Source organism: Stenotrophomonas sp. STEN014 (genome assembly GCF_056760315.1).
Window position 1 is genome coordinate 43,110 of sequence record NZ_JBRREN010000002.1, and the last position, 22,923, is coordinate 66,032.

The 22,923-nt window shown below is 67.3% G+C and carries 20 protein-coding genes and 1 riboswitch; of the genes, 8 read left to right on the forward strand and 12 right to left on the reverse strand.

Annotated features, from left to right (window positions below):
• Positions 1 to 28 precede the first annotated feature (28 nt).
• Together secA and ACVOMC_RS02740 are read left to right on the forward strand one after the other, a co-directional pair.
• A complete protein-coding gene (secA, locus tag ACVOMC_RS02735; RefSeq protein ID WP_481522747.1) occupies positions 29 to 2,764 on the forward strand; it encodes a preprotein translocase subunit SecA in 2,736 nt (911 codons plus the stop codon).
• A 118-nt stretch (positions 2,765 to 2,882) separates the two neighbouring features.
• Positions 2,883 to 3,836: a Nudix family hydrolase gene (locus tag ACVOMC_RS02740; RefSeq protein ID WP_481522748.1), complete on the forward strand. Its 954-nt coding sequence runs from the start codon at positions 2,883 to 2,885 to the stop codon at positions 3,834 to 3,836.
• Here ACVOMC_RS02740 and ACVOMC_RS02745 read toward each other — a convergent pair.
• The 4 genes from ACVOMC_RS02745 to ACVOMC_RS02760 form a co-directional block, all read right to left on the reverse strand.
• A complete protein-coding gene (locus ACVOMC_RS02745; protein ID WP_481522749.1) occupies positions 3,826 to 4,437 on the reverse strand; it encodes a DUF4124 domain-containing protein in 612 nt (203 codons plus the stop codon). The two genes, ACVOMC_RS02740 and ACVOMC_RS02745, sit on opposite strands and share 11 nt — an antisense overlap.
• A gap of 64 nt (positions 4,438 to 4,501) precedes the next feature.
• Complete coding sequence (metF, locus tag ACVOMC_RS02750) at positions 4,502 to 5,353, reverse strand: methylenetetrahydrofolate reductase [NAD(P)H] (RefSeq protein WP_481523055.1); 852 nt, start codon at positions 5,351 to 5,353, stop codon at positions 4,502 to 4,504.
• A 124-nt stretch (positions 5,354 to 5,477) separates the two neighbouring features.
• Complete coding sequence (locus ACVOMC_RS02755; protein ID WP_481522750.1) at positions 5,478 to 6,242, reverse strand: COG4705 family protein; 765 nt, start codon at positions 6,240 to 6,242, stop codon at positions 5,478 to 5,480.
• Between the two features lie 175 nt (positions 6,243 to 6,417).
• Positions 6,418 to 6,591, reverse strand: a complete 174-nt coding sequence (locus tag ACVOMC_RS02760; protein ID WP_481522751.1) for a hypothetical protein — start codon at positions 6,589 to 6,591, stop codon at positions 6,418 to 6,420.
• Between the two features lie 276 nt (positions 6,592 to 6,867).
• On the opposite strand from ACVOMC_RS02760, the gene ACVOMC_RS02765 reads away from it, so the two are divergent.
• Positions 6,868 to 7,422 carry a DUF3228 family protein gene (locus ACVOMC_RS02765; RefSeq protein WP_481522752.1) on the forward strand — a complete coding sequence of 185 codons (555 nt, stop codon included), beginning with the start codon at positions 6,868 to 6,870 and terminating at the stop codon, positions 7,420 to 7,422.
• Entirely contained in the window at positions 7,419 to 7,826 is a 408-nt protein-coding gene (locus tag ACVOMC_RS02770; RefSeq protein WP_481522753.1) for a ribosomal maturation YjgA family protein, read from the forward strand. Before ACVOMC_RS02765 ends, ACVOMC_RS02770 begins: the two co-directional genes overlap by 4 nt.
• Positions 7,827 to 7,923: 97 nt before the next feature.
• On the opposite strand, the gene ACVOMC_RS02775 is transcribed toward ACVOMC_RS02770, so the two are convergent.
• From ACVOMC_RS02775 to ahcY, 3 genes are all read right to left on the reverse strand, one after another.
• Entirely contained in the window at positions 7,924 to 8,277 is a 354-nt protein-coding gene (locus ACVOMC_RS02775; protein WP_481522754.1) for a TfoX/Sxy family protein, read from the reverse strand.
• Between the two features lie 45 nt (positions 8,278 to 8,322).
• Positions 8,323 to 8,682, reverse strand: coding sequence for a hypothetical protein (locus ACVOMC_RS02780; protein WP_481522755.1), 360 nt, complete (start codon positions 8,680 to 8,682; stop codon positions 8,323 to 8,325).
• Positions 8,683 to 8,867: 185 nt separating this feature from the next.
• Positions 8,868 to 10,316, reverse strand: coding sequence for an adenosylhomocysteinase (ahcY, locus tag ACVOMC_RS02785; RefSeq protein WP_481522756.1), 1,449 nt, complete (start codon positions 10,314 to 10,316; stop codon positions 8,868 to 8,870).
• Between the two features lie 32 nt (positions 10,317 to 10,348).
• Positions 10,349 to 10,443: riboswitch (S-adenosyl-L-homocysteine riboswitch) on the reverse strand.
• A gap of 115 nt (positions 10,444 to 10,558) precedes the next feature.
• Here ahcY and ACVOMC_RS02790 point away from each other — a divergent pair.
• Together ACVOMC_RS02790 and ppc are read left to right on the forward strand one after the other, a co-directional pair.
• Positions 10,559 to 13,069, forward strand: a complete 2,511-nt coding sequence (locus tag ACVOMC_RS02790) for an alpha/beta hydrolase family protein (RefSeq protein WP_481522757.1) — start codon at positions 10,559 to 10,561, stop codon at positions 13,067 to 13,069.
• Between the two features lie 177 nt (positions 13,070 to 13,246).
• Entirely contained in the window at positions 13,247 to 15,958 is a 2,712-nt protein-coding gene (gene ppc, locus ACVOMC_RS02795; protein ID WP_481522758.1) for a phosphoenolpyruvate carboxylase, read from the forward strand.
• Positions 15,959 to 16,011: 53 nt separating this feature from the next.
• Here ppc and ACVOMC_RS02800 read toward each other — a convergent pair whose 3' ends face one another.
• From ACVOMC_RS02800 to metK, 4 genes are all read right to left on the reverse strand, one after another.
• Positions 16,012 to 16,530, reverse strand: coding sequence for an acyl-CoA thioesterase (locus tag ACVOMC_RS02800; RefSeq protein ID WP_481522759.1), 519 nt, complete (start codon positions 16,528 to 16,530; stop codon positions 16,012 to 16,014).
• Between the two features lie 113 nt (positions 16,531 to 16,643).
• Positions 16,644 to 16,886, reverse strand: a complete 243-nt coding sequence (locus tag ACVOMC_RS02805) for a phosphatidate cytidylyltransferase (RefSeq protein ID WP_481522760.1) — start codon at positions 16,884 to 16,886, stop codon at positions 16,644 to 16,646.
• 18 nt (positions 16,887 to 16,904) lie between these two features.
• Positions 16,905 to 18,431 carry an SDR family NAD(P)-dependent oxidoreductase gene (locus tag ACVOMC_RS02810; RefSeq protein ID WP_481523056.1) on the reverse strand — a complete coding sequence of 509 codons (1,527 nt, stop codon included), beginning with the start codon at positions 18,429 to 18,431 and terminating at the stop codon, positions 16,905 to 16,907.
• A gap of 159 nt (positions 18,432 to 18,590) precedes the next feature.
• Complete coding sequence (gene metK, locus ACVOMC_RS02815; RefSeq protein ID WP_481522761.1) at positions 18,591 to 19,826, reverse strand: methionine adenosyltransferase; 1,236 nt, start codon at positions 19,824 to 19,826, stop codon at positions 18,591 to 18,593.
• 152 nt (positions 19,827 to 19,978) lie between these two features.
• Between metK and ACVOMC_RS02820 the strand changes: the two genes are divergently transcribed.
• Positions 19,979 to 21,052: a metal-dependent hydrolase gene (locus ACVOMC_RS02820; RefSeq protein ID WP_481522762.1), complete on the forward strand. Its 1,074-nt coding sequence runs from the start codon at positions 19,979 to 19,981 to the stop codon at positions 21,050 to 21,052.
• Positions 21,053 to 21,192: 140 nt separating this feature from the next.
• Positions 21,193 to 21,792: a nitroreductase family protein gene (locus ACVOMC_RS02825; RefSeq protein WP_481522763.1), complete on the forward strand. Its 600-nt coding sequence runs from the start codon at positions 21,193 to 21,195 to the stop codon at positions 21,790 to 21,792.
• A gap of 123 nt (positions 21,793 to 21,915) precedes the next feature.
• Here the strand turns inward: ACVOMC_RS02825 and dusB are convergent, their stop codons facing one another.
• The gene (gene dusB, locus ACVOMC_RS02830) at positions 21,916 to 22,914 is read right to left on the reverse strand and encodes a tRNA dihydrouridine synthase DusB (RefSeq protein WP_481522764.1); all 999 of its coding nucleotides are present in this window, start codon (positions 22,912 to 22,914) and stop codon (positions 21,916 to 21,918) included.
• Positions 22,915 to 22,923 lie beyond the last annotated feature (9 nt).

The following is a 22,923-nucleotide window of genomic DNA, read 5'->3' on the forward strand; positions in this document are numbered from 1 at the left end:
CGGCATTTCATTCAAACCGGTTCCTTCAATGATCAACAGCCTGCTTACCCGCGTTTTTGGCAGCCGTAACGAGCGCCAGCTTCGCCAGCTCAACCGTATCGTCGCCAAGATCAATGCCTTGGAGCCGGAGATCCAGAAGCTCTCCGATGACGCGCTGAAGGCCAAGACGGCCGAATTCCGTGAACGCATCGCCGGCGGCGAAGCCCTGGACAAGGTGCTGCCGGAAGCCTTCGCGGTCTGCCGTGAAGCCTCCACCCGCGTGCTGGGCATGCGCCATTACGACGTGCAGCTGATTGGCGGCATGGTCCTGCACCTGGGCAAGATCGCCGAAATGCGCACCGGTGAGGGCAAGACCCTGGTGGCTACGCTGCCGGTCTACCTCAACGCGCTGGAAGGCAAGGGCGTCCACGTGGTCACGGTGAACGACTACCTGGCCCGCCGCGACGCCGCGCAGATGGGCAAGCTGTACAACTGGCTGGGCCTGAGCGTGGGCGTGGTCTATCCGGGCATGCCGCACAGCGACAAGCGCGAGGCCTATGCCGCCGACATCACCTACGGCACCAACAACGAGTTCGGTTTCGATTACCTGCGCGACAACATGGCGCTGACCAGGGGGGATCGCTACCAGCGTGGCCTGCACTACGCCATCGTCGACGAGGTCGACTCGATCCTGATCGACGAGGCGCGTACCCCGCTGATCATCTCCGGCCCGGCCGACGATTCCCCGGAGCTGTACATCCGCGTCAACCGCGTGGTGCCGTGCCTGATCAAGCAGGAAGCCGAAGACGGCGAGGGCGACTACTGGGTCGATGAGAAGGGCAAGCAGGTGCACCTGTCCGAAGCGGGCATGGAGCACGCCGAGGAACTGCTGCGCGAAGCCGGCATCATCGGTGCCGACAACGAAGGCGGCCTGTATGCCGCGCAGAACCTGACCGTCGTCCACCACCTCAACGCCGCGCTGCGCGCCCACGCCATCTACCAGCGCGATGTGGACTACATCGTGCGCGATGGCGAAGTGGTGATCGTCGACGAATTCACCGGCCGTACCCTGGCCGGCCGCCGCTGGTCCGACGGCCTGCACCAGGCGGTGGAAGCGAAGGAAGGCGTGCCGGTCCAGCGGGAAAACCAGACGCTGGCCAGCATCACCTTCCAGAACCTGTTCCGCATGTACAAGAAGCTGTCCGGCATGACCGGTACGGCCGATACGGAAGCCTTCGAATTCCAGAGCATCTACGGCCTGGAAGTGGTGGTGATCCCGACCAACAAGCCGACCGTGCGCAAGGACCACCCCGACCAGGTGTTCCTCAACCGCACCGGCAAGTTCAACGCGGTGCTGGCCGACATCGAGGAATGCGCCAAGCGCGGCCAGCCGGTGCTGGTGGGTACCACCTCGATCGAAACCTCGGAGATGCTGTCCGAGCACCTGCGCAAGGCCGGTGTGCAGCACGAAGTACTCAATGCCAAGCAGCATGACCGCGAAGCGACCATCGTCGCCAACGCCGGCCGTCCGGGCTCGGTGACCATCGCCACCAACATGGCCGGTCGCGGTACCGACATCGTGCTCGGCGGCTCGCTGGAAACCGAGCTGCACGAGCTGGGTGACGAGATCAGCGAAGAGCAGAAGGCCGCCGTCAAGGCCGCCTGGCAGGCGCGCCACGAAGCGGTCAAGGCGGCCGGCGGCCTGCACATTGTCGGCACCGAACGCCACGAATCGCGTCGTATCGACAACCAGCTGCGTGGCCGTTCCGGCCGTCAGGGTGATCCGGGTTCGTCCCGCTTCTACCTGTCGCTGGAAGACAACCTGATGCGCATCTTCGCCTCGGACTGGGTGCAGAAGGCGATGCGCATGATGGGCATGAAGGAAGACGACGTCATCGAAGACCGCATGGTCAGCCGTCAGATCGAGAAGGCGCAGCGCAAGGTCGAGGCGCACAACTTCGACATCCGCAAGAACCTGCTGGACTTCGACGACGTCAACAACGACCAGCGCAAGGTGATCTACGCCCAGCGCGACGAGCTGCTGGACGCCGAGTCGGTCAAGGACAACATTGACGGCATCCGTGGCGATGTGATCTATGACCTGGTGACCCGCTTCGTGCCGCCGAACTCGGTGGACGAGCAGTGGGATCTGGCTGGCCTGCAGGCGACGATGGAATCGGAGCTGGGCGTGCAGATGGACGTGGTCGGCCTGGTCAAGGCGCACGAGGAACTCGATGCCGAGGCGATCGCGCAGAAGGTGATCGACTTCATGGACCAGCACTTCGCGCAGAAGGAAGCGGCCGTGGGCAGCGAAACCATGCGCGCGCTGGAAAAGCACGTGATGCTGACCGTGCTCGACCAGAGCTGGAAGGAGCATCTGGCACGTATGGATTACCTGCGCCAGGGCATCTACCTGCGTGGTTACGCGCAGAAGCAGCCCAAGCAGGAGTACAAGAAGGAAGCCTTCGAGCTGTTCTCGCAGATGCTCGAAGACGTCAAGCGCGAAGTGATCACCATGCTCTCGCGCGTGCGCGTGCGCAGCGAGGAGGAAGTGGCCGCGATGGAGGCGCTGGAACGCCAGCAGGCCGAAGCGCGTCTGCAGATGTCGCAGTTCCAGCACCAGGACAGCGGTGGCTACAGCGCCGATGAGGAAGCCGCGCAGGTGGAGGCCGGCCCGCAGGGCGTGGCCCAGATCACCCGCGAGGAGCCCAAGGTTGGCCGCAATGATCCGTGCCCGTGCGGCAGCGGCAAGAAGTTCAAACACTGCCACGGCCAGCTGAGCTGATCGATCAAAGCCCCGCCCCGTGCGGGGCTTTTTTCTGGCCCGGTCTCCGCCCCGGCACGCGGGTGCCGCCGGCACCGGAATGTTGCGCCGAAGGGCGGGTTTTCGGCATTCTCAGCCCATGACTTCCCCCTTGCGCTCGATCCACGTCGTGGCCGCCGTCATCACCGACGCGCGCGGCCGTATCCTGCTCAATCGCCGCAGCGGCGACAGTGACATGGCCGGGTTGTGGGAGTTCCCCGGTGGCAAGCGCGAGCCCGGCGAGACCTCCGAACAGGCGCTGGCGCGCGAGTTGCACGAGGAGCTCGGCATCGAGGCCGAGATCGGCGAGTGGGTGATGGACGTGCCGCAGCTGTATCCGGACAAGCGCCTGCGTCTGGAGGTGCGCAGGGTGCGGCAGTGGAAAGGTGTGGCGCGTGGTCGCGAAGGCCAGGCCATCACCTGGGTGACCCCGGACAAACTCTCCCGGTATTCGATGCCGCCGGCCGATCTGCCGGTGGTGGCGGCGCTGCGCCAGCCCGACTGCTATCTGGTCACGCCCGAGCCCGCGGACGATGCCGAGGCCTGGCTCGGCGGGCTGGAAGACGCACTGGACAGCGGCATCCGCCGCGTGCAGCTGCGCACCCCGGCCTGCGCGCAGCGCACCGCGCTAGCCCGGCAGGCGGTTGCACGTTTCGGCCGTGATGCCGATTTCCTGCTCAACCGCGATATCGAACTGGCGCGTGCGCTGGAGATCGGCGTGCATCTGGGCGCCGAGCAGTTGCTGCAGCTGGATACCCGTCCGCTGCCGCCGCATCTGCTGGTCGGTGCCTCCTGCCACGACCTGCCGCAGCTGCGCGCCGCCCAGGCGCTGGGCTGCGATTTTGCCGTGCTCGGTCCGGTGCAGGTCACCGCCAGCCATCCACAGGCGGCCGGTATCGGCTGGGAGCAGTTCGAATACCTGCGTGAGCAGGTGTCGCTGCCGATCTACGCCATCGGTGGGCTGACCGCGGAGGATATCGGTCGCGCCCGGCGCGCCGGCGCGCAGGGCATCGCTGCGATCCGCGGGCTGTGGCCGCGTCCGGTTACAGGGTGATCCAGAAACAGTTGTACTGGCGGCGCAGGTTGAACACGGTGCGCGAAGGCGTGGCGCTGTTGGCCAGGGTCTGCTCCAGCCGCAGTCCGATCGGGCGACGCGGCGGCGCGGGCGGGGGACTGACCCCCACTTCAGGGACAGGAGCCTGTTGCGGATCCACCGGGCTGCCATCGGTATAGGTGAACGGTTGCGGCGGTGCCGGCTCGTACGCGGGTTCGGGGGGGAACACCGGCGCGATATCTACCAGGGGCCGCTGCACGATGGCGTCCAGGCGGTCCATCACCTGGGTGGCCGCCGCCGAAGAAAGCCCGTTCCACAGATAGATGCCCGACAGCCGGTTGGCATCGCGGGCGTCCACCGCACGCTGGATCTGTGCGACCACCTCGCTGAGCCGGCGCGCGCAGCTGTCGTGGTACAGGCCGCTGCCACCGGTGGCCCGGCCGCCGGGCAGCAGCCGCGCGCGCGCGCCCATCGCCTCGCATGGTTTGTCGCCGTACACCGTCTGGCCCTGCGCATTGGTGCAACGGTTGATCTGCTGCGCGTGAAGATCGAACGCCCCCAGGGCAATGGCGGACAACAACAGCAGCAGGGCGATTCGCATCGCCCAAGGGTAGTGGCTGGATCAGCGGGCAGGAAGTGACGGAAGTGAGGTGCTTCCGCCCGGTTCAGGCGTGTCCGAGGCGCCTGAGCACCGCCTGCGTCGGCCGGGCCAGGTTGAGTGTGTAGAAGTGCAGCGACGGCACCCCGGCGGCGATCAGACGCTCGCACAGCGCGGCCACCACATCGGCGCCGAACGTGCGCACCGACTCGGCATCATCGCCAAAGGCCTGCATGCGCTTGCTGATCCAGCGCGGGATCTCCGCGCCGCACTGCTCGGAAAAACGCCGCAGCTGGCTGAAGTTGGAGATCGGCATGATCCCGGGAATGATCGGCACCTCCACGCCCAGCTTGCGCACCGCCTCGACGAAGTGGAAATAGGCGTCGGCGTTGTAGAAGTACTGGGTGATCGCCGCATCGGCGCCGGCATCGATCTTGGTCTTGAAGTGGCGCAGGTCGGCCAGCGCGCAGGACGCCTGCGGGTGGGTTTCCGGATACGCGCCGACCTCGATGCGGAAGGCGTCGCCATGTTCGGCGCGGATGAAGGCGATCAGCTCCGAGGCATAGCGCATATCGCCGGGAAAGCCCATGCCCGAGGGCAGATCGCCGCGCAGGGCGACGATGCGCTTGACCCCGATGGCCCGGTACAGCTTGAGCAGCTCGCGGATCTCCTCGCGGGTGCCGCCGACGCACGACAGGTGCGGCGCGGCCTGCAGGCCATGGTGCTGGTTCAGATGGCGCACCGTCTCGGAGGTGTAGCTCAGGGTCGAACCGCCCGCGCCGAAGGTGCATGACACGTACTCCGGCGCGTAGGCCTTGAGCCTGGCCGCGGTGCGGTCCAGCTGGGCACGCTGGTCATCGGTCTTGGGGGGATAGAACTCGAAGCTGATCGCGGTCATGGGGCGCCGGGCATGCTGGATTGCGGGTCATTATATCTCTTCATCAAGATGGATGTTCAAGAGTTTCGCCTGTGACCATGCCGTGGCCCGGCCTTGAGCCGGACCGGCCACCCACAGCCCGCCCTCGCGCGCTGCCGCCCCGGGTTCAGTGCGGCCGCGCGGCCGCGCGCTGTGGGAATACCGCCACGCATACGCCGATGGCCACCAGCAGCACGGCGCTGGCGCCGTAATGGCTCACGGCCAGTCCGCCGTGATCCAGCGGTTTGTCCAGGAAGTCGCCGACCACCGCGCCCAGCGGCCGGGTCAGCACGAAGGCGATCCAGAATAGTGTCGCGCGTGAGATCGGACTCCAGCGCCAGGCGGCGGCCACCAGCAGCAGCGCCCCGCCGAAGACCGCCGCCGCGCCGAGGTAGCCCAGCCCGGCGCTGTCGGCGGTCCAGTCGCCCAGCGCCGTGCCCAGCGTCTGCGAGCACATGATGGTCAGCCAATAGAACCTCTCCGCGCGCGGACTGGCCACGGTGCCGATATCGATCGAGCCCAGCGTGCGGTGCCAGGTGAACAGCGTGGCCAGCAGCAAACCCAGCAGCAGCGTGCTGCCGCCGGTATAGCCGATGCCCAGCGAGCGGTCGGCGAAGTCGGCCAGCGTGGTGCCCACGGTGGTGGAGGCGATGACGGTCAGCCAGTACAGCGCCGGCCGGAAGCGGCTGGCGCGGATCTGCGCGGCGACCGCCAGCAGGAACATCACCATGAAGATCGCCGTGCCGACCGCGTAGCCCAGCCCCAGCGACATCGATACCGCATCGCCGCCGGTTTCGCCCAGCGTGGTGGCCAGCACCTTGATCACCCAGAAGCCAAAGGTAAGCGCCGGCACCTTGGCCAGTGCCCGGGGAGTGTCATCGCGCAGGTCCATGGCCTTCTCCGTGTCGGACCGGGCAGGGCGTGGCCCTGACGTGGAAATCGAGGGGAATGCTGGGCCGGTCCGGGTCTGAAGATTGTCGGTGGCCGATGCGGGGCCGTGATCGGGCGCGCGGCGGTGGATGAGCAGCGGCTGCCGCTGATCGCCAGGCGCGGGGTACGAACGCCGATCAGCGTTTCCCGGTCGATGGCGAGCGTGCTGCGCTGGCCAATGCCCCAAGTCGCCCTGCGACGATCTGTTTCTGGCCGGTGCAGACCATTTTCCGGTCGTCATCGAGCGATTTCTGGTCGTGAGCGACCGATCTCCGGTCGGCGCCGCCCATTTTTTGCTCGCGCTCGACCATTTTTCGGTCGTGCACTAGCGATTTATGTTCGACTTCGACCGATTTTTCTCGATTGTCCTGAAGATGTATTCAATCGTGGGGCAACGCTGCGATATGTCCGTCGCTGTTGCCCACCCCGACAGGGAATGCCGGCCAACGCCGTGCCCGTCGCGGCGTCGCCGGTGGCCGCCCGTCCAGCGCCACCCACGCCGCCGAGGCCCAACTCTGCGGTGGAGCCGGGCGCGGCGTGGTGCCGATAGCGGAGAATGCGCGCTCAACTTTGTTAAGAGCGGTCTGATGTCGATCTATCTCACCCCCTTCGCCCGCACCCGGCTGTTCCCGCGCACGCCGCGCGCCAACACCATCCAGGACTGCACGCCGGAGCAGTTCGAGCAGCACCTCAACGCCCATGCGCCGTACAAGGTGCTCGACGGCTACGCGCCGTTCTGCAAGCTGCATGTGCACCGCAACTGGACCTCCACCCGCTGCCTGACCGTGCCGATAACCGATGACAACCGCCATCTGCTGCGCTCGGGCTACGAGGCGCGCACCCGCGAGGAGCTGCCGGTGCTGGTGCGCTGGTTCGAGGGCGTGGAGCCGCCGGTGGCCGAGTACCTGGTGGTGATCCTGTACAGCGCCGAGCAGCTTGCCAGGGAAGGCGCGCCGATCGAGGCCGACTGGGGCGTGGTCGGCTGTCTCTACACCGCCGAGCCCGAGGAAGTGCCGATGGCGCCGATCACAATGATGCGCAACGCACTCGGCGTGGAGGAGGGCGGCTCGGGCGTGGCGATCGACCGTGCCGCCTATGCGCGCGCGGTTGCGTTCTGGGACAGCAACGCCAACTGGCGATGAGTCTTTATCTGAAGGCGCGTGCCGGGTGGGGCGTGTTCGCGTTCAGCCCGCGGCACATGCTGCTGGCCATCGCCCTGTTCCTGCTGGAAGTGGTGATCGCCACGCAACTGTCGCAGGTGACGTGGATACGCGCCTATCTGGGTGATGTGCTGGTGGTGGTGCTGTTGTACGCGGCGATCCGCAGCGTGGTGCGGTTCGATGACCACGCGCTGCTGCTGGGCGTGTTCGGGTTGGCCTGGGCGATGGAAGTGGCCCAGTACTTCGCGCTGGCCGAACGGCTGGGCTATGTGCGCGGCGATGTGATGTACACGCTGATCGGCAACACCTTCTCGTGGGCGGATATCGCCTGCTACGCCATCGGCTGCGCGGCCGTTGCCGGGGTGTTGGCGTTGTCGAAGCGCTAGCCGCGCGGCGAGGTGACGGCCGGTGGTCGCCGCCATCGGCCGTCCCGTAGGGCGATAGCGGCGGCTACGTCCCCGGCCGTGCGTTGGCCGGGGTGGCCTAGGGCTTTGCGGATCGGTGCGCGCGCCTGGCGGCGATCTTCCTGGGCTTCGGCAGCGGCATCAGCTCGGCGGTCTGCAGGATCAGCCGGCGCAGCGCCTCGCTGTCATCAAGCAGCTCATCGGCCACCGGATAGTCCTTGGCGCCGGGATACGGCGGGCGTTGCGGCAGCGACGGTGCCAGTCCGGTGGCGGCAGCGGAGGGTTTGACGAACAGGCTGTTGTCGCAGGCGAAGGCCACCACCTTGCCATCGACATACAGCGCGTACTCGCCAAACATCTTCCTGTGGCTCAGGCGGCTGCCCAGGCCGATCTGCTCGGCGACATAGTCGATGAAGTCGCGGTCGGTACTCATGCCGGTGGCTGCCGTGGCGGATGCGCCATCCAGGCAGGGGGGATGTCAGGCCCGTCTGTCATCGGCAGTGCGGCGCTTGCGCCATGCGCGCAAGACCAGCAGCGCGACAACGACGCCGACAGCGGCTGCCGCCCCGGGCAAAGCCAGACCCATGAAACGCCCCAGTTGCCGGCCAACGCTGTAACCGGCTTTGTATGCGTCACTCTGTGCGAACGCCGTGGATGAAAAAGCGACCAAGGTCGCCGCCAGCAGATATCGAGCACGCCTTGCCATCAAAACTCCCCAGTCGGTGACGGAACGGTCTGGCTTCGAGTATCCCCACGCCGTGGCGGGTTGGGAAGTGGCGGGTGCTGCTGTGCGCAGCGCGGTTCGTTTGATGCGGAGCGGCTCGAACTTCTGCGCCATCCCGGGTGACCCGGCGTCTTGGGGCAACGCACGGGCGTAGAGCGAAACGGCGTCCGGCGGGTGACCGGTCCGTTGCGGGGGTGCCTGAGCTGGCGCCGGCAGGGACGCGGTTCGGGTAAACAGACACAAAAAACGGGCGCCTGACGGCGCCCGTTTCGTGTTTCACGCAGTGACCGGCAGGCCGATCAGTAGCGGTAGTGGTCCGGCTTGTACGGGCCTTCGACCGGCACGCCGAGGTAATCGGCCTGGTCCCTGGTCAGGGTGGTCAGCTTCACGCCAATCTTTTCCAGGTGCAGGCGCGCCACTTCCTCATCCAGGTGCTTGGGCAGGATGTAGACCTTGTTCTGGTAGCTGTCCTTGTTGGCCCACAGGTCGATCTGCGCCAGGGTCTGGTTGGCGAAGCTGTTGGACATCACGAAGCTCGGGTGGCCGGTGGCGCAGCCCAGGTTCACCAGACGGCCTTCGGCCAGCAGGAAGATGCTGTTGCCATTGGCGAAGGTGTACTTGTCCACCTGCGGCTTGATGTTGGTGTGTACCAGACCCGGCAGGGCCTTGAGCGCATCGACCTGGATCTCGTTGTCGAAGTGGCCGATGTTGCAGACGATGGCCTGGTCCTTCATCGCCTGCATGTGCGCGGCGGTGATGATGTCCTTGTTGCCGGTGGTGGTGACGTAGATGTCGGCACGGCCCAGAGTGGATTCGACCGTGTTGACTTCGTAGCCTTCCATCGCCGCCTGCAGTGCGCAGATCGGATCGATCTCGGTGACGATGACGCGCGCGCCGTAGTTGCGCAGCGAGGCGGCCGAGCCCTTGCCGACATCGCCGTAGCCGCAGACCACGGCCACCTTGCCGGCCAGCATCACGTCCATCGCACGCTTCAGGCCATCGGCCAGCGACTCGCGGCAGCCGTACAGGTTGTCGAACTTGCTCTTGGTGACCGAGTCGTTGACGTTGATCGCCGGGATCAGCAGCTTGCCCTGTTCGGCCAGCTGGTACAGGCGGTGCACACCGGTGGTGGTCTCTTCGGAGACGCCCTTCCAGTCGGCGACCACGCGGGTCCAGTAGCCCGGGCGCTCGACGGCCACGCGCTTGAGCAGGTTCTTGATCACCTGTTCCTCGTGGCTGCCCGAGGCCGAGTTGACCCAGCTGTCATCGCCCTGTTCCAGCTCATAGCCCTTGTGGATGAGCAGGGTGACGTCGCCACCGTCGTCCACCACCAGCTGCGGGCCGGTCAGGGTGCCGTCGGCCAGGGTGAAGGTCAGCGCGTCCAGGGTGCAGTCCCAGTACTCTTCCAAGGTTTCGCCCTTCCACGCGAACACCGGGGTGCCGGTGGCGGCAATCGCCGCGGCGGCCTGGTCCTGGGTGGAGAAGATGTTGCACGAGGCCCAGCGCACGTCGGCGCCGATATCCTTCAGGGTCTCGATCAGCACCGCGGTCTGGATGGTCATGTGCAGCGAGCCGGTCACGCGCACGCCGGCCAGCGGCTTGGTGGTGGCGTGCTTGCGGCGGATGGACATCAGGCCCGGCATCTCGTGCTCGGCGATATCCAGCTCCTTGCGGCCCCAGTCGGCCAGCGCGATATCGGCAATCTTGTAATCGCCTTCCTGTGAGAAGGTCTTGGCAACAGCGTTCATGTAGAGCTCCGGTGTGGTGCGAGCAGGCTCGCGTTCGCCGGGCGCCGTTGTTGCATGGAAGCCGCCCGAGCCTGGCCGTGACGCGAGCCCCGGTGGGGTCGGTACGGTCGCAGCGCCCCTCGGAGCGGGGGTGGCGATTATATCGCGGCGCGGTCGTCGCGCCGGCAGCCCAACCAAAGGCAGGGGAGAACGGCGACAGAGATTGTTAAGTTGTCTGATCGCCTCTGTTGTTAAGGATTGTCATGACCAAATCCCCCGCCCGCCGCGCCAAGCGCGCTTCGGCCGTGCTGGTGCTGTGCGCCGGCCTGCTGCTCTCGGTACCGCCGGTAATGGCGTTGGCCCCTCCGCCGGCGCAGAAGGCCACCCAGGGCGAGGGCTACCGGCTCCCGTCGGCCGCCTTGCAGGCGGTGGTGGATGCCCCGCGTGCGCCGACCCTGAGCCTGTCGCCCAGGCGCGATCTGGCGGCGATGCTGCAGACCCCGCCGTTGCCGTCCATCGCCCAGGTGGCGGCCCCGGAGCTGAAGCTGGCCGGGCTGCGGATCAACCCGAAGACGGTGTCTGACAGCCGCTTCTCGTTCGGCAGCAAGTTGTGGCTGATCTCCACCGTGGACGGCGCCGAGCGCCAGATCAGTGGCCTGCCGCAGCCGCTGTCGGTGGCCTCGCTGGCGTGGTCGCCGGACCAGAAGTACCTGGCGTTCAACCAGGTCGATCCGGCCAGCGGTGCCAACGAGCTGTGGCTGGTGGATGTCGGCACGGCCAGCGCGCGCCGGGTGGCGCAGGATCTGAACAGCATCGTCGGCAACGGCTATGCGTGGTTGCCGGGCGGCACGGAACTGCTGGTGATGCAGCGTCCGGCCGGGCGCGGCGCGCCGCCGGCCAGTGATGGCGTTCCGACCGGCCCGGCGGTGCAGCAGACCGAGGCCGGGCAGGGCGTGCGCTCGGTGCGCACCTACCAGGACCTGCTCAAGAACGAGGACGACGCGCGCCTGTTCGAGTACTACCTGCAGGCGCAGCCGACGCGGGTGGCGATCAACGGCCAGGCCACCCCGGTCGGCGCGGTGGGCATCTATCTGGGCCTGGCGGCCTCGCCGGACGGCAACTACCTGCTCAGCCAGCGGGTGCAGCGGCCGTTCTCCTACGCGGTGCCGGTGAGCCGGTTCCCGCGCAACATCGAAGTGCTCGATGCGCAGGGCAAGCTGGTGCATACCGTGGCGCGGCTGCCACTGGTCGATGGCCTGCCCACCGGCAATGACGCGGTGCCCACCGGCGTGCGCTCGATCAGCTGGCGCGCCGATGCGGCGGCCACGCTGGTGTGGGCCGAGGCGCAGGACGGCGGTGATCCGTCGCGTGACACGGCGATCCGCGATGCGGTGCTGATGCAGGCCGCGCCGTTCGATAAGCCGCCGGTGACGCTGGCGCAGCTGGGCTCGCGCTATGCCGGTATCACCTGGGGCCGTGGCGACCTGGCATTGCTGGACGAATCGTGGTGGAAGACCCGCCAGGTCAAGCAGTGGAAGATCGCCCCGGACCATCCCGAACAGGCCCCGGTGCTGTTGTCGGCGCGTTCGGACGATGACCGTTACGGCGATCCGGGCAATCCGGTGCTGCAGGCCGATGCGGCCGGCCGCTCGCGGCTGCAGCTCAGCGCCGATGGCAACAGTTTCTACCGCATCGGTGCCGGCGCCTCTGCCGAGGGCGATCGCCCGTTCCTGGACAAGGTGGACCTGCACAGCGGCAAGGCCGAGCGTCTGTTCCACTCGCAGGCGCCGTACTACGAGATGCCGCTGGCGCTGATCGACGGTGAAAGCCCGCGTGTGCTGAGCTACCGCGAATCCAACGACGTGCCGGCCAACCTGTTCGCCCGTGGCCTGGACGCCGATGCCACGCCGCGGCAGCTGACCCGCTTCGCGCACCCGCTGCCGGCCCTGCGGGGGGTGAAGAAGGAGCAGATCCGCTACCAGCGCAACGACGGGGTGGCACTGACCGGCGACCTGCTGCTGCCGCCGGGCTACGACCCGAAGAAGGATGGCCCGCGGCCGCTGCTGATGTGGGCCTACCCGGCCGAGTTCAAATCGGCCGAGGACGCCAGCCAGGTCACCGGCTCGCCGCACCGCTTCAACGCGGTCAGCTACTGGGGGCCGCAGGCGTTCCTGGCCAAGGGCTACGTGGTGCTCAGCGCACCGACCATGCCGATCATCGGCGAGGGCGATGCAGAACCCAACGACACCTATATCGAGCAGCTGGTGGCCAGCGCGCAGGCGGCGGTGGACGAGGTGGTCAAGCGCGGTGTCGCCGACCGCGAACGCATCGCCGTCGGCGGGCACTCCTACGGCGCGTTCATGACCGCCAATCTGCTCGCGCATACGCGCCTGTTCAAGGCCGGTATCGCCCGTTCCGGTGCCTACAACCGCACGCTGACCCCGTTCGGTTTCCAGGCCGAGGAGCGCAACTACTGGCAGGCGCAGGAGGTGTACCTGAAGATGTCGCCGTTCAACTACGCGCAACAGATCAAGGACCCGATCCTGTTCATCCATGGGGCCGAGGACAACAACTCCGGCACCTTCCCGCTGCAGAGCGAGCGCATGTTCGCCGCGGTGAAGGGGCTGGGGGGCACCTCGCGGCTGGTGATGCTGCCCAATGAATCGCACGCCTACCGCGCGCGCGAATCGATCATGACCATGCTGGCGGAAAGCGAGGAGTGGCTGGACAAGTGGCTGGCCGCGCCGGCCAGTACCGGTGGCAAGAAACGCTGACGTTCCAGCGACAGGGGATGTCCACAACGGGGCGCTTGCGCCCCGTTGTGCTGTCTGCCGGGACAGCGGCTGGACAAGGTGCAGATGCAACTGTTTCAGCCATGATGCACTGCAAAAACCGGCGATTTTTTGGGGTAGGCTTGGGGCGTTTCCGCTCTCAAGGCTCCACGTCCCAGGATGAACGAGTACCGCAGCAGCGTTGTCTTCGCCACCCCCGATCTGCCGTTGCGCGACGATGTGCGCCGCCTCGGTGCACTGGTCGGCGACCTTCTGTCCGAGCAGGTATCGCCGGACTTTCTTGATGAAGTGGAAGCGGTGCGCACGGCGGCGATCGCGCGTCGTGAAAGCCAGGGCCCGCTGGCAACACTGAGCACGCAGCTGGAGGGCCGCGCACCGCGCGAGGCCGAGGCGCTGGTGCGTGCGTTCAGTACCTACTTCCAGGTGGTGAACATCGCCGAGCGCGTGCACCGCATCCGCCGCCGCCGCGACTACCAGCGTGCCGGCACCAAGCGTCCGCAGCCCGATGGCCTGCACGATGCGCTGCTGCAGCTCAAGGCGCAGGGCGTGTCGCTGGAGGAGCTGGCGCAGTGGTTGCCGCGGATCGATATCGAGCCGGTCTTCACCGCGCATCCGACCGAGGCGGTGCGCCGCGCGCTGCTGGAAAAAGAACAGCTGATGGTGGCCGCGCTGGTGGACAACCTCGATGGCCAGCGCACGCCCGGCGAGCAGGCCGCCGATGCCGCGCGCTTCCGCATGGCGCTGACCGCTTCGTGGCAGACCGCCGATTCCTCGCCGGTGCGGCCGAGCGTGGATGACGAGCGCGAGCATGTCGGCTTCTATCTCACCCGGGTGCTGTACCGGGTGATGCCGGTGTTCTACGAGTCGCTGGAACAGGCGCTGCTGGACACCTGGGGCCGCACGTTGCCGCTGCCGCGGCTGGTGCGCTTCGGCACCTGGGTCGGCGGCGACATGGACGGCAATCCCAATGTGGATGCGACCACCATCACCGCCACCTTGAACGCGCAGCGCAGCGCCGTGCTCGGCCTGTATCTGAAGGACATGCTGGCGCTGGCCAGCCTGCTCAGCCAGTCCACCGAACTGGTCGGCGTCAGCGCCGACGTGCTGGCCCGTGTCGAGCAGTACCACCAGCTGCTGCCGCAGGTGCAGTCGCGCCCGCGCCATGCCGACATGCCGTACCGGCTGCTCAACGACCGCATGCGGGCGCGGCTGCAGGCCACGCTGGAAGATGCACCCGGCGCCTATGCGTCGCCGGCGGAATTTGCCGCCGACCTGCAGCTGATCCTGGACAGTCTGGAGGCCAACAAGGGCAAGCACGCCGGCTGGTTCTCGGTGCGCCGGCTGCTGTGGCGGGTGCGCACCTTCGGCTTCCATCTGGCACGGCTGGATGTGCGCCAGGAATCGAGCGTGCATGCGCGCGCGCTGGCCGACGTGCTCGGTGGTCAAGACCGTTTCGATGCGCTGGACGATGCCGCGCGCGCGGCGCTGCTCTCGCCGTATGCGGCTGGCAGTGCCTCACTGGAGCGCGGCGGTGATGAGGCCGGGCAGCGTCTGGACAAGGTGTTCGCCGCGCTGGCCGATGCCCGCCATCGCCATGGCGCCGATGCGCTGGGCAGCTACATCATCTCCATGGCGCACGACTGCGGCGACGTGCTGGCGGTGCTGGCACTGGCCCGGCGCGGCGGTCTGGTCGATGCGGAAGATGCGGTGCCGCTGGATATCGCGCCGCTGTTCGAGACCGTGGACGATCTGCAGCGCGGGACCGCGACACTGCGCGACCTGCTGGCCGATCCGGTCTATCGCGCCCATCTGGCCGCACGTGATGACGTGCAGATGGTGATGCTGGGCTATTCGGACAGCGGCAAGGACGGCGGCATCGCCGCCTCGCGCTGGGGCCTGCAACAGGCACAGGTGGACCTGCTCGACGCCGCCGCCGCCTACGGCGTGAAGCTGACCTTCTTCCACGGCCGTGGGGGTTCGATCAGCCGCGGCGGCACCAGGACCACGCATGCGGTCAACGCCTCGCCACGCGGCAGCATCGATGGCCGCCTGCGGGTGACCGAGCAGGGCGAGGTGATCCATCGCAAGTACGGCATCCGCGCGCTGGCGCTGCGTTCGCTGGAGCAGTCGGCCGGCGCGGTGCTGCGCGCCAGCCTGCGCCCGCGTGCGGCCGAACCGCGCGAGGCGCAGTGGATCCCGGTGATGGAGACCGTCGCGGCCGAAAGCTCGCGCGCCTACCGCGCCTTCGTTGGCGATGCGCGCTTCATGGACTACTTCCGCAATGCGACGCCGATCGATGTGATCGAGCGGATGACGCTGGGCTCGCGGCCGTCGCGGCGGCTGGGCCAGGACGCGGCGCTGTCCAACCTGCGCGCGATTCCGTGGGTGTTCGCCTGGAGCCAGGCGCGCGCGGTGATTCCCGGCTGGTTCGGCGTGGGCAGCGGGCTGCAGGCCGCCGCCGATGCCGGCCATGAGGAGCGGCTGCGCGAGATGGCGCACGACTGGCCGTTCTTCGAGACCTTCCTCGATGACATGGCGATGGTGCTGAGCAAGGGTGATATCCATATCGCCGAGCAGTTCTCGCAGCTGGCCGGCCCGCTGCACGGGCACTTCTTCCCGCTGATCCGCGAGGAGCTGGCGTTGACCGCGCACTGGGTCAAGCGCCTGAGCGGACAGCAGGAACTGCTCGAGCACGATCCGCGGCTGGCCCTGTCGATCCGCCTGCGCAATCCCTACATCGACCCGATCAGCGCCTTGCAGGTGGATCTGCTCAGGCGCTGGCGCGAGAGCGGGCGCGAGGACGAGGCGCTGTTGCGCGCACTGGTGGCCTGCGTCAACGGCGTTTCCCAAGGCGTGCAGAACACCGGTTGATCGATCGCCGGAAGGCGCCGGCCGGGCGACAGTTCCGGTCGGCGTTCCGGTTTTTAAGCCTCCACCGCCAGATCGGCGGCGCCGGACGGATTGTGTTTGAGCAGCTCCAGGTGGCGCTGCTCCATCTCCTGGCGCAGCTGGCGGCGGAGCTGTGCGGCGGCGAAGCGGCGCTTCTCATCGCTGGTTTCCGGTTGCAGCGGCGGCACCGGGGTCGGCCGGCCCTCGTCATCGACCGCCACCATCGTGAAGAAACAGCTGTTGGCATGGCGCACGCTGGCCTTGCGGATGTCCTCGGCCACCACCTTGATGCCCACCTCCATCGACGAGGTGCCGGTGTAGTTCACCGAGGCCAGGAAGGTCACCAGTTCGCCGACGGCAATCGGCTGGCGGAACGTCACCTGGTCCACCGACAGGGTGACCACGTAGTTGCCGGCATAGCGGCTGGCGCAGGCATAGGCGACCTGGTCGAGCAGGCGCAGCACCGCGCCGCCGTGCACCTTGCCGGAGAAGTTGGCCATCTCCGGGGTCATCAGCACGGTCATCGACAACTGGTGGGAGGTGGGTTCGGACATGGTGGGTACCGCGACGACAGGGCCCGCAGGCTACTCCACCCGGGCGCGGGACGGGTAATCCGGCGCGGAAAGAGGGCGGTGTCACCGCCCCTGTCCCGACGCAGCGGCCACCGTCACTGGAAGTGGCGGCGCACCCCGTGGAAGCCCCCCGGCGTGGCGAACCGCAGCGTGTCCCGCCGGTCCAGCATGCCGCCCGGGCCCTCGATCCTCTGTCCCCGGTGCCTGGCGTCGAGGCTGCGCTTGAGCGCCGATCCGCCAGGGACGCCGCGCTGCACGATCCGCAGCGACCGCGTGGCCGACGGCCATTGCCGGTGGCGCAGGCGAGCCGGCCGGAGGCCCGGCCCGTCCAGCACCACCGCGGCGCCGGCGGCCGCTTACCAGTGCGTGGGCTGGTAGTCCTTCAGGAACTGGCCCCACACGTGCTCGCCGGTGTTGAAGCCGTGGATGATCGGGTCGACGATGCGCGCGGCGCCATCGACGATATCCAGCGGCGGATGGAAGCGCTCCTCGGCGGTCTTGCGGGTGGCCAGCTCGATCGGATCCTCGTCGGTAACCCAGCCGGTATCCACGCTGTTCATATGGATGCCGTCGCCGTGGTAATCGGCCGCCGCGGTGCGCGTCATCATGTTCAACGCGGCCTTGGCCATGTTGGTATGCGGATGCTTGGTGGTCTTGAAGTTGCGGTAGAACTGGCCTTCCATCGCCGAGACGTTGACGATGTGCTTGTCGCGATTGGGCGTGCGCAGCATCAGCGGCTTCAGCCGCGCATTGAGGATGAACGGCGCCACCGCGTTGACCAGCTGGGTTTCCAGCAGTTCCACCGCCGGCACCTCGTGCATCTGCAGGCGCCAGGAGTTGCGTCCGCGCAGATCGACCTGCTGCAGGTCCTTGTCCAGCCGGCCTTCCGGGAACAGGTGCTTCTGGCCCAGCAGTTCCTCGGCCAGCAAGGGCACCTGCGACAGCGCCGGTGCGTGGGTCAGCCCCGGGGCCTCGGACAGGCCGTGCAGCGCGGCCGAGCTCAGGGCGGTGGCTTCGGGCAGCAGGTCGTGGCTGCGCAGCCCTTCGAAATTGCCCAGCAGCTTGCGCACGTGTTCGGGCGTCTGCGCCATGCTGGCGGTTTCGGCCTCCATCATGTGTGCGTAGAACTCCGGCGGGCGGCGCACGGTCTGGCAGGCGTTGTTGATGATGAAATCCAGCCGCGAATACTTGCCGGCCACTTCACTGCAGAACGCTTCCACGCTGGGGGTATGGCGCAGATCCAGCCCGAACACCTCCAGGCGATGGCCCCACACCGCGAAATCCGGTTCCTGCGCATAGCGGGCGGCCGAATCGCGCGGGAACCGGGTGGTGACGATCAGGTGCGCGCCGGCGCGCAGCAGTTTCAGACCCGCCTGGAAGCCGATCTTGACCCGGCCACCGGTGAGCAGCGCCACGCGCCCGCCCAGATCGGCCAGCTCGGTGCGCTTGGCGAAATTGAAGTCCGCGCAGCGTGTGCACATCTGGTCGTAGAAGTGGTGCAGCCGCGTGTACTTCTGCTTGCACACATAGCAGTGGCGCAGCTCTGGGGATTCCAGTGGCTCGCGTTCGGGCTCGTGCGGATCGTGCGCCAGCCGGTTCTGCTGGTCGAAATTCTGCGGCGGGAAATAGTTCGGCGTGCTGAACACCGGTTTGCTGCGCAGGGTGCGGATGCCGGTCTGTTCCAGCAGTGCATCGGCCTTGCGCAGTTTCTCGGCATGCTGCGCGCGCTGTTCGAGCTTGGCCTTCTGGCGGCGGAACTTCGGCGCCGGGTTGGCGATGCTGGCCACGGCCTTGTACAGCCGCGCGCGCTGCTCGGCTGGCCATGCATCAAGCACGGTACGGTCCTCGGCGACGGTTTCCAGCACAGCCAGCAGTCCGTCCATGTCGGGAGCGGCGCTATCGCTGGCGGGCGGCAGCGTGGTCGGCGGGTGGTGCGGGTCGGTGCATTCGCTCACGGGGGGATCCTGTACGGCAGTTCAGTTGCGGGCCAAAAAAACGGGCCGCTTGCGCGGCCCGTTCCGGTCACTGGCAGTGCCAGTTTATTACTTCAGCTTGGCGGCCTTGCGCAGCGCCTCGGCGCGGTCGGTCTTCTCCCAGGAGAAGGCGGTCGCGGTCTGGCTCTTGCCCTCGCCATCGACGTAGCTGAATTCCTTCGGCTTGCGCCCGAAGTGGCCGTAGGCGGCGGTCTGCTGGTACATCGGGTGGATCAGATCCAGCATCTTGATGATGCCGTACGGACGCAGGTCGAAGTGCGCACGGATCAGCTTCTCGATCTGCGCGTCGGCGATCTTGCCGGTGCCGAAGGTGGTGACCGAGATCGAAGTCGGCTCGGCCACGCCGATGGCGTAGGAGACCTGCACTTCGCACTTGTCCGCCAAGCCGGCAGCCACGACGTTCTTGGCCACGTAGCGGGCGGCGTAGGCGGCCGAACGGTCAACCTTGGACGGATCCTTGCCCGAGAACGCACCGCCACCGTGACGGGCCATGCCGCCGTAGGTGTCGACGATGATCTTGCGGCCGGTCAGGCCGCAGTCGCCCACCGGGCCACCGATGACGAAGATGCCGGTCGGGTTGATGTGGACCTTGTTCTTCGGCAGCGCGTCCAGCCACGCCTTGGGCAGCACCGGCTTGAGGATGTGCTCGCGCACGGCCTCGATCAGGTCCTTCTGCTTCACGCCCGGGTCGTGCTGGGTGGACAGTACCACCGCGTCCAGGCCTTCGATCTTGCCGTTGTCGCCATAGCGCAGGGTGACCTGGCTCTTGGCGTCCGGGCGCAGCCACGGCAGCGGCGAGTTCTTCTTGTTGCGGACCTTGGCCTGCTGCTCGACCAGACGGTGCGAGTAGTAGATCGGGGCCGGCATGAATTCCGGTGCCTCGTTGCAGGCATAGCCGAACATCAGGCCCTGGTCGCCGGCGCCCTGTTCTTCCGGCTTCTTGGTCTTCTTGCCCGAACCGTCCACGCCGGCGGCGATGTCCGGCGACTGCTTGCCGAGCATGTTGATGATCGCGCAGGTGTGGCCGTCGAAGCCGACGTCGGAATTGTTGTAGCCGATGTCGTTGATGACCTTGCGGGTCAGTTCTTCGATATCGACCCACGCCGAGGTGGTGACTTCGCCGGCGACGATGGCCGCACCGGTCTTGACCATGGTTTCGCAGGCCACGCGGGCGCGCTTGTCCTGGGTCAGGATTGCGTCCAGCACCGCGTCGGAGATCTGGTCGGCAATCTTGTCCGGATGGCCTTCGGAGACCGATTCGGAGGTGAACAGGTAGCTGGACATCGAGGCAATATCCCTTGATTCGGATGGAGAGATGGGCGCGCATGATACACGGCATGCCCGCCCTGTGCATTGTGCGGGGTGTGATGTTGCCGGTGGTTAAGCCAGCGGGTCCGGGAGGATGGTAGGCCGTGACCGGCTGCTAGGATCGGCACATGGATTCGCTCAGTCAGATCGTTCTCGGCGGCGCTGTCGCTGCCTCTCTCGCGCCCGCCGGCCATCGCCGCGCGGCCTTGTTGGCCGGTGCCGCACTGGGCACCTTGCCCGACCTCGATGGCCTGTTCATCGCGGCGTTCACCGACAATCCGGTCACATTGATGACGGTGCACCGCAGTTTCAGCCATTCGCTGCTGGTGCTGCCGCTGCTGGGCACGCTGATCTGGTGGTTGTACCGCCGCTTCGGCCAGGGCCGGGTGGCCGAAGCCCCGGTGCGCTGGTGGTGGGCGATGGTGCTGGCGCTGGTCACCCATCCGCTGCTGGATGCCTTCACCGTCTACGGCACCCAGTTGTGGTGGCCGCTGACCCCGGCACCGGCGATGTGGTCGAGCGTGTTCATCATCGATCCGCTGTACACCGTGTGGCTGCTGCTGGCCTGCGTGATCGCCTGGTTCGCGCAGGTGCGGCCGCTGGCACAGCGGGCACTGCTGGCGGGGTTGCTGCTCAGCACCGGTTATCTGGGCTGGTCGCTGGTGGCCAAGGCGCAGATGGACCGGGCCGCAGATCAGGCGCTGGCGGCGATGGGTCTCGCCGATGCGCCCAGGTTCTCGGTGCCGATGCCGTTCAACACCCTGCTGTGGCGGGTGGTGGCGATGACCCCCGGCGGCTATGTGGTCGGTGATCGCTCGCTGTGGGCCGACCACGGGCCGATGCAGTTCAGCGGTTACCCCTCCAACGTGCAGGCTTTGCGCCAGGCCGGCGAGGTGCCGGCGGTGCAGCGCCTGGAGTGGTTCAACCGCGGTTTCATGCGCGCGCAGGTGCAGGGCGGGGAGCTGGTGCTCAGCGATCTGCGCATGGGCCTGGAGCCGGACTACAACTTCACGTTCGCCGTGGCCCGGATTGATGGGGAGGACTGGCAGGCGATCGCGCCACGCCAGCTCAGGCCCGTCTACCGGGAGCAGGGTGGGCGTGCGCTGCTGAAACAGCGCCTGGGCGAGGCGTGGCAGCGGATCTGGACGGCTCCACCGGTGGCGGAAGCGGCTGGCCCCGGGGTGACGGAGCGTGTCCGGTAGCCAGTCACCGGCTTGTGTTCTGAATTTGAAACAAATTATGCCTTTTAGGGTGATTGTTCTGATTTTGCTGGCAAATAAAATGGGGGCCATCAAGCAGGAATCGGCGAGGGTGCCGGTCCGCTTCTCCCAAGGAACCGACCATGAACAGCCAGGCCATCGCCCTGTACAAGAAACGCCGCTCGCAATACGCCCTCGGCAAAACCCTGCCGATCAGCCAGAACGACACCGCCAGCCTGATCAAGCACGCCGTGCGTGAAGCACCGTCGGCGTTCAATGCGCAGTCGGCGCGGGCGGTGATCCTGTTCGGTGCCGAAAGCCAGAAGTTCTGGGACCTGACCCGGGACGAGCTGCGCAAGATCGTGCCGGCCGAGGCCTTCGAGGGCACCAGCAACAAGATCGACAGCTTCGCCGCCGGTGCCGGTACCGTGCTGTTCTTCGTCGACAGCGACGTGGTCAAGGGCCTGCAGGCGCAGTACCCGCTGTATGCCGACAACTTCCCGATCTGGGGCGAGCAGTCCAATGGCATGGCCCAGTTCGCGGTGTGGACCGCGCTGGCCGACGCCGGTATCGGCGCCAGCCTGCAGCACTACAACCCGCTGGTGAACGAGGCGGTGCGCGAGCACTGGGGCATTCCGGCCAGCTGGACCCTGCGTGCGCAGATGCCGTTCGGCTCCCATGAAGCCGCGTTCGGCGAGAAGAGCTATATCGAGGACGAAGCCCGCTTCAAGGTGTTCGGCTGATCGACCGCAGCGCGTTGCTCTCCCCCGCGCGCTGATGTCCCTGCCGGAAGCCCGCCAGTCCTGCTGGCGGGCTTTTTCATGGGTGAACCGCTGGCGCCCGGCGCTGACGCGGTCTGCGCCGGATCAGGCCGCTGGCGACAGGGCCGGCCGCTCGCCGGCAATCAGCGCGTCGAAATAGTCGCCGGTCAGGCGCAGCTGGGCATCGGCGGTTTCGGCGGCGTTGACCACCGCGCGGAAAGCCGTGTTCTCCGGGCGGTCCCTGGCGTACCAGCCCAGATGCTTGCGGGCGATGCGCACGCCCTGTTGTTCGCCATAGAAAGCGTGCAGGTCGGTGAGATGCCCCAGCAGGATGCCGCGGACCTCGGTCAATGACGGCGGCGGCAGCTCCTGGCCGGTGGCCAGGTAGTGGGCGATCTCGCGGAAGATCCACGGCCGGCCCTGCGCGGCGCGGCCAACCATCACCGCATCGGCGCCTGTGTGTTTGAGCACCTGCTCGGCCTTGCGCGGCGAATCCACATCGCCATTGGCCAGCACCGGGATGTCCAGCATCGCCTTGATCGCGGCGATGGTGTCGTACTCGGCCGTGCCGGTGTAGTGCTGGTCGCGGGTGCGGCCGTGGATGGCCAGCGCTTTGATGCCGCTGTCCTGCGCGATGCGGGCGATGGCCGGGGCGTTGCGCACCTGCGCGCACCAGCCGGTGCGGATCTTCAGTGTGACCGGCACGTCCACCGCGGCCACCACCGCCTCCAGGATGCGCGCCACCAGCGCCTCGTCGCGCATCAGCGCCGAGCCGGCCCAGGCGTTGCAGACCTTCTTGGCCGGGCAGCCCATGTTGATGTCGATGATCTGCGCGCCGTGGTCGACGTTGTAGCGTGCCGCCTCGGCCAGCTGCGCAGGCTCGGTACCGGCGATCTGCACGCTGATCGGCGCCGGCTCGCCGGCGTGGTCCATGCGGTGGATCGACTTGCGTGTGGTCCAGAAGCGTGGATCGGAGATGGTCATCTCCGAGGCGGCCAGGCCCGCCCCCAGGCGCTTGCACAGCTGCCGGAACGGCTTGTCGGTGACGCCGGCCATGGGCGCGAGCACCACGTTCGGTGCGATGGTGTAGGGGCCAATCTGCATGGGGCTATT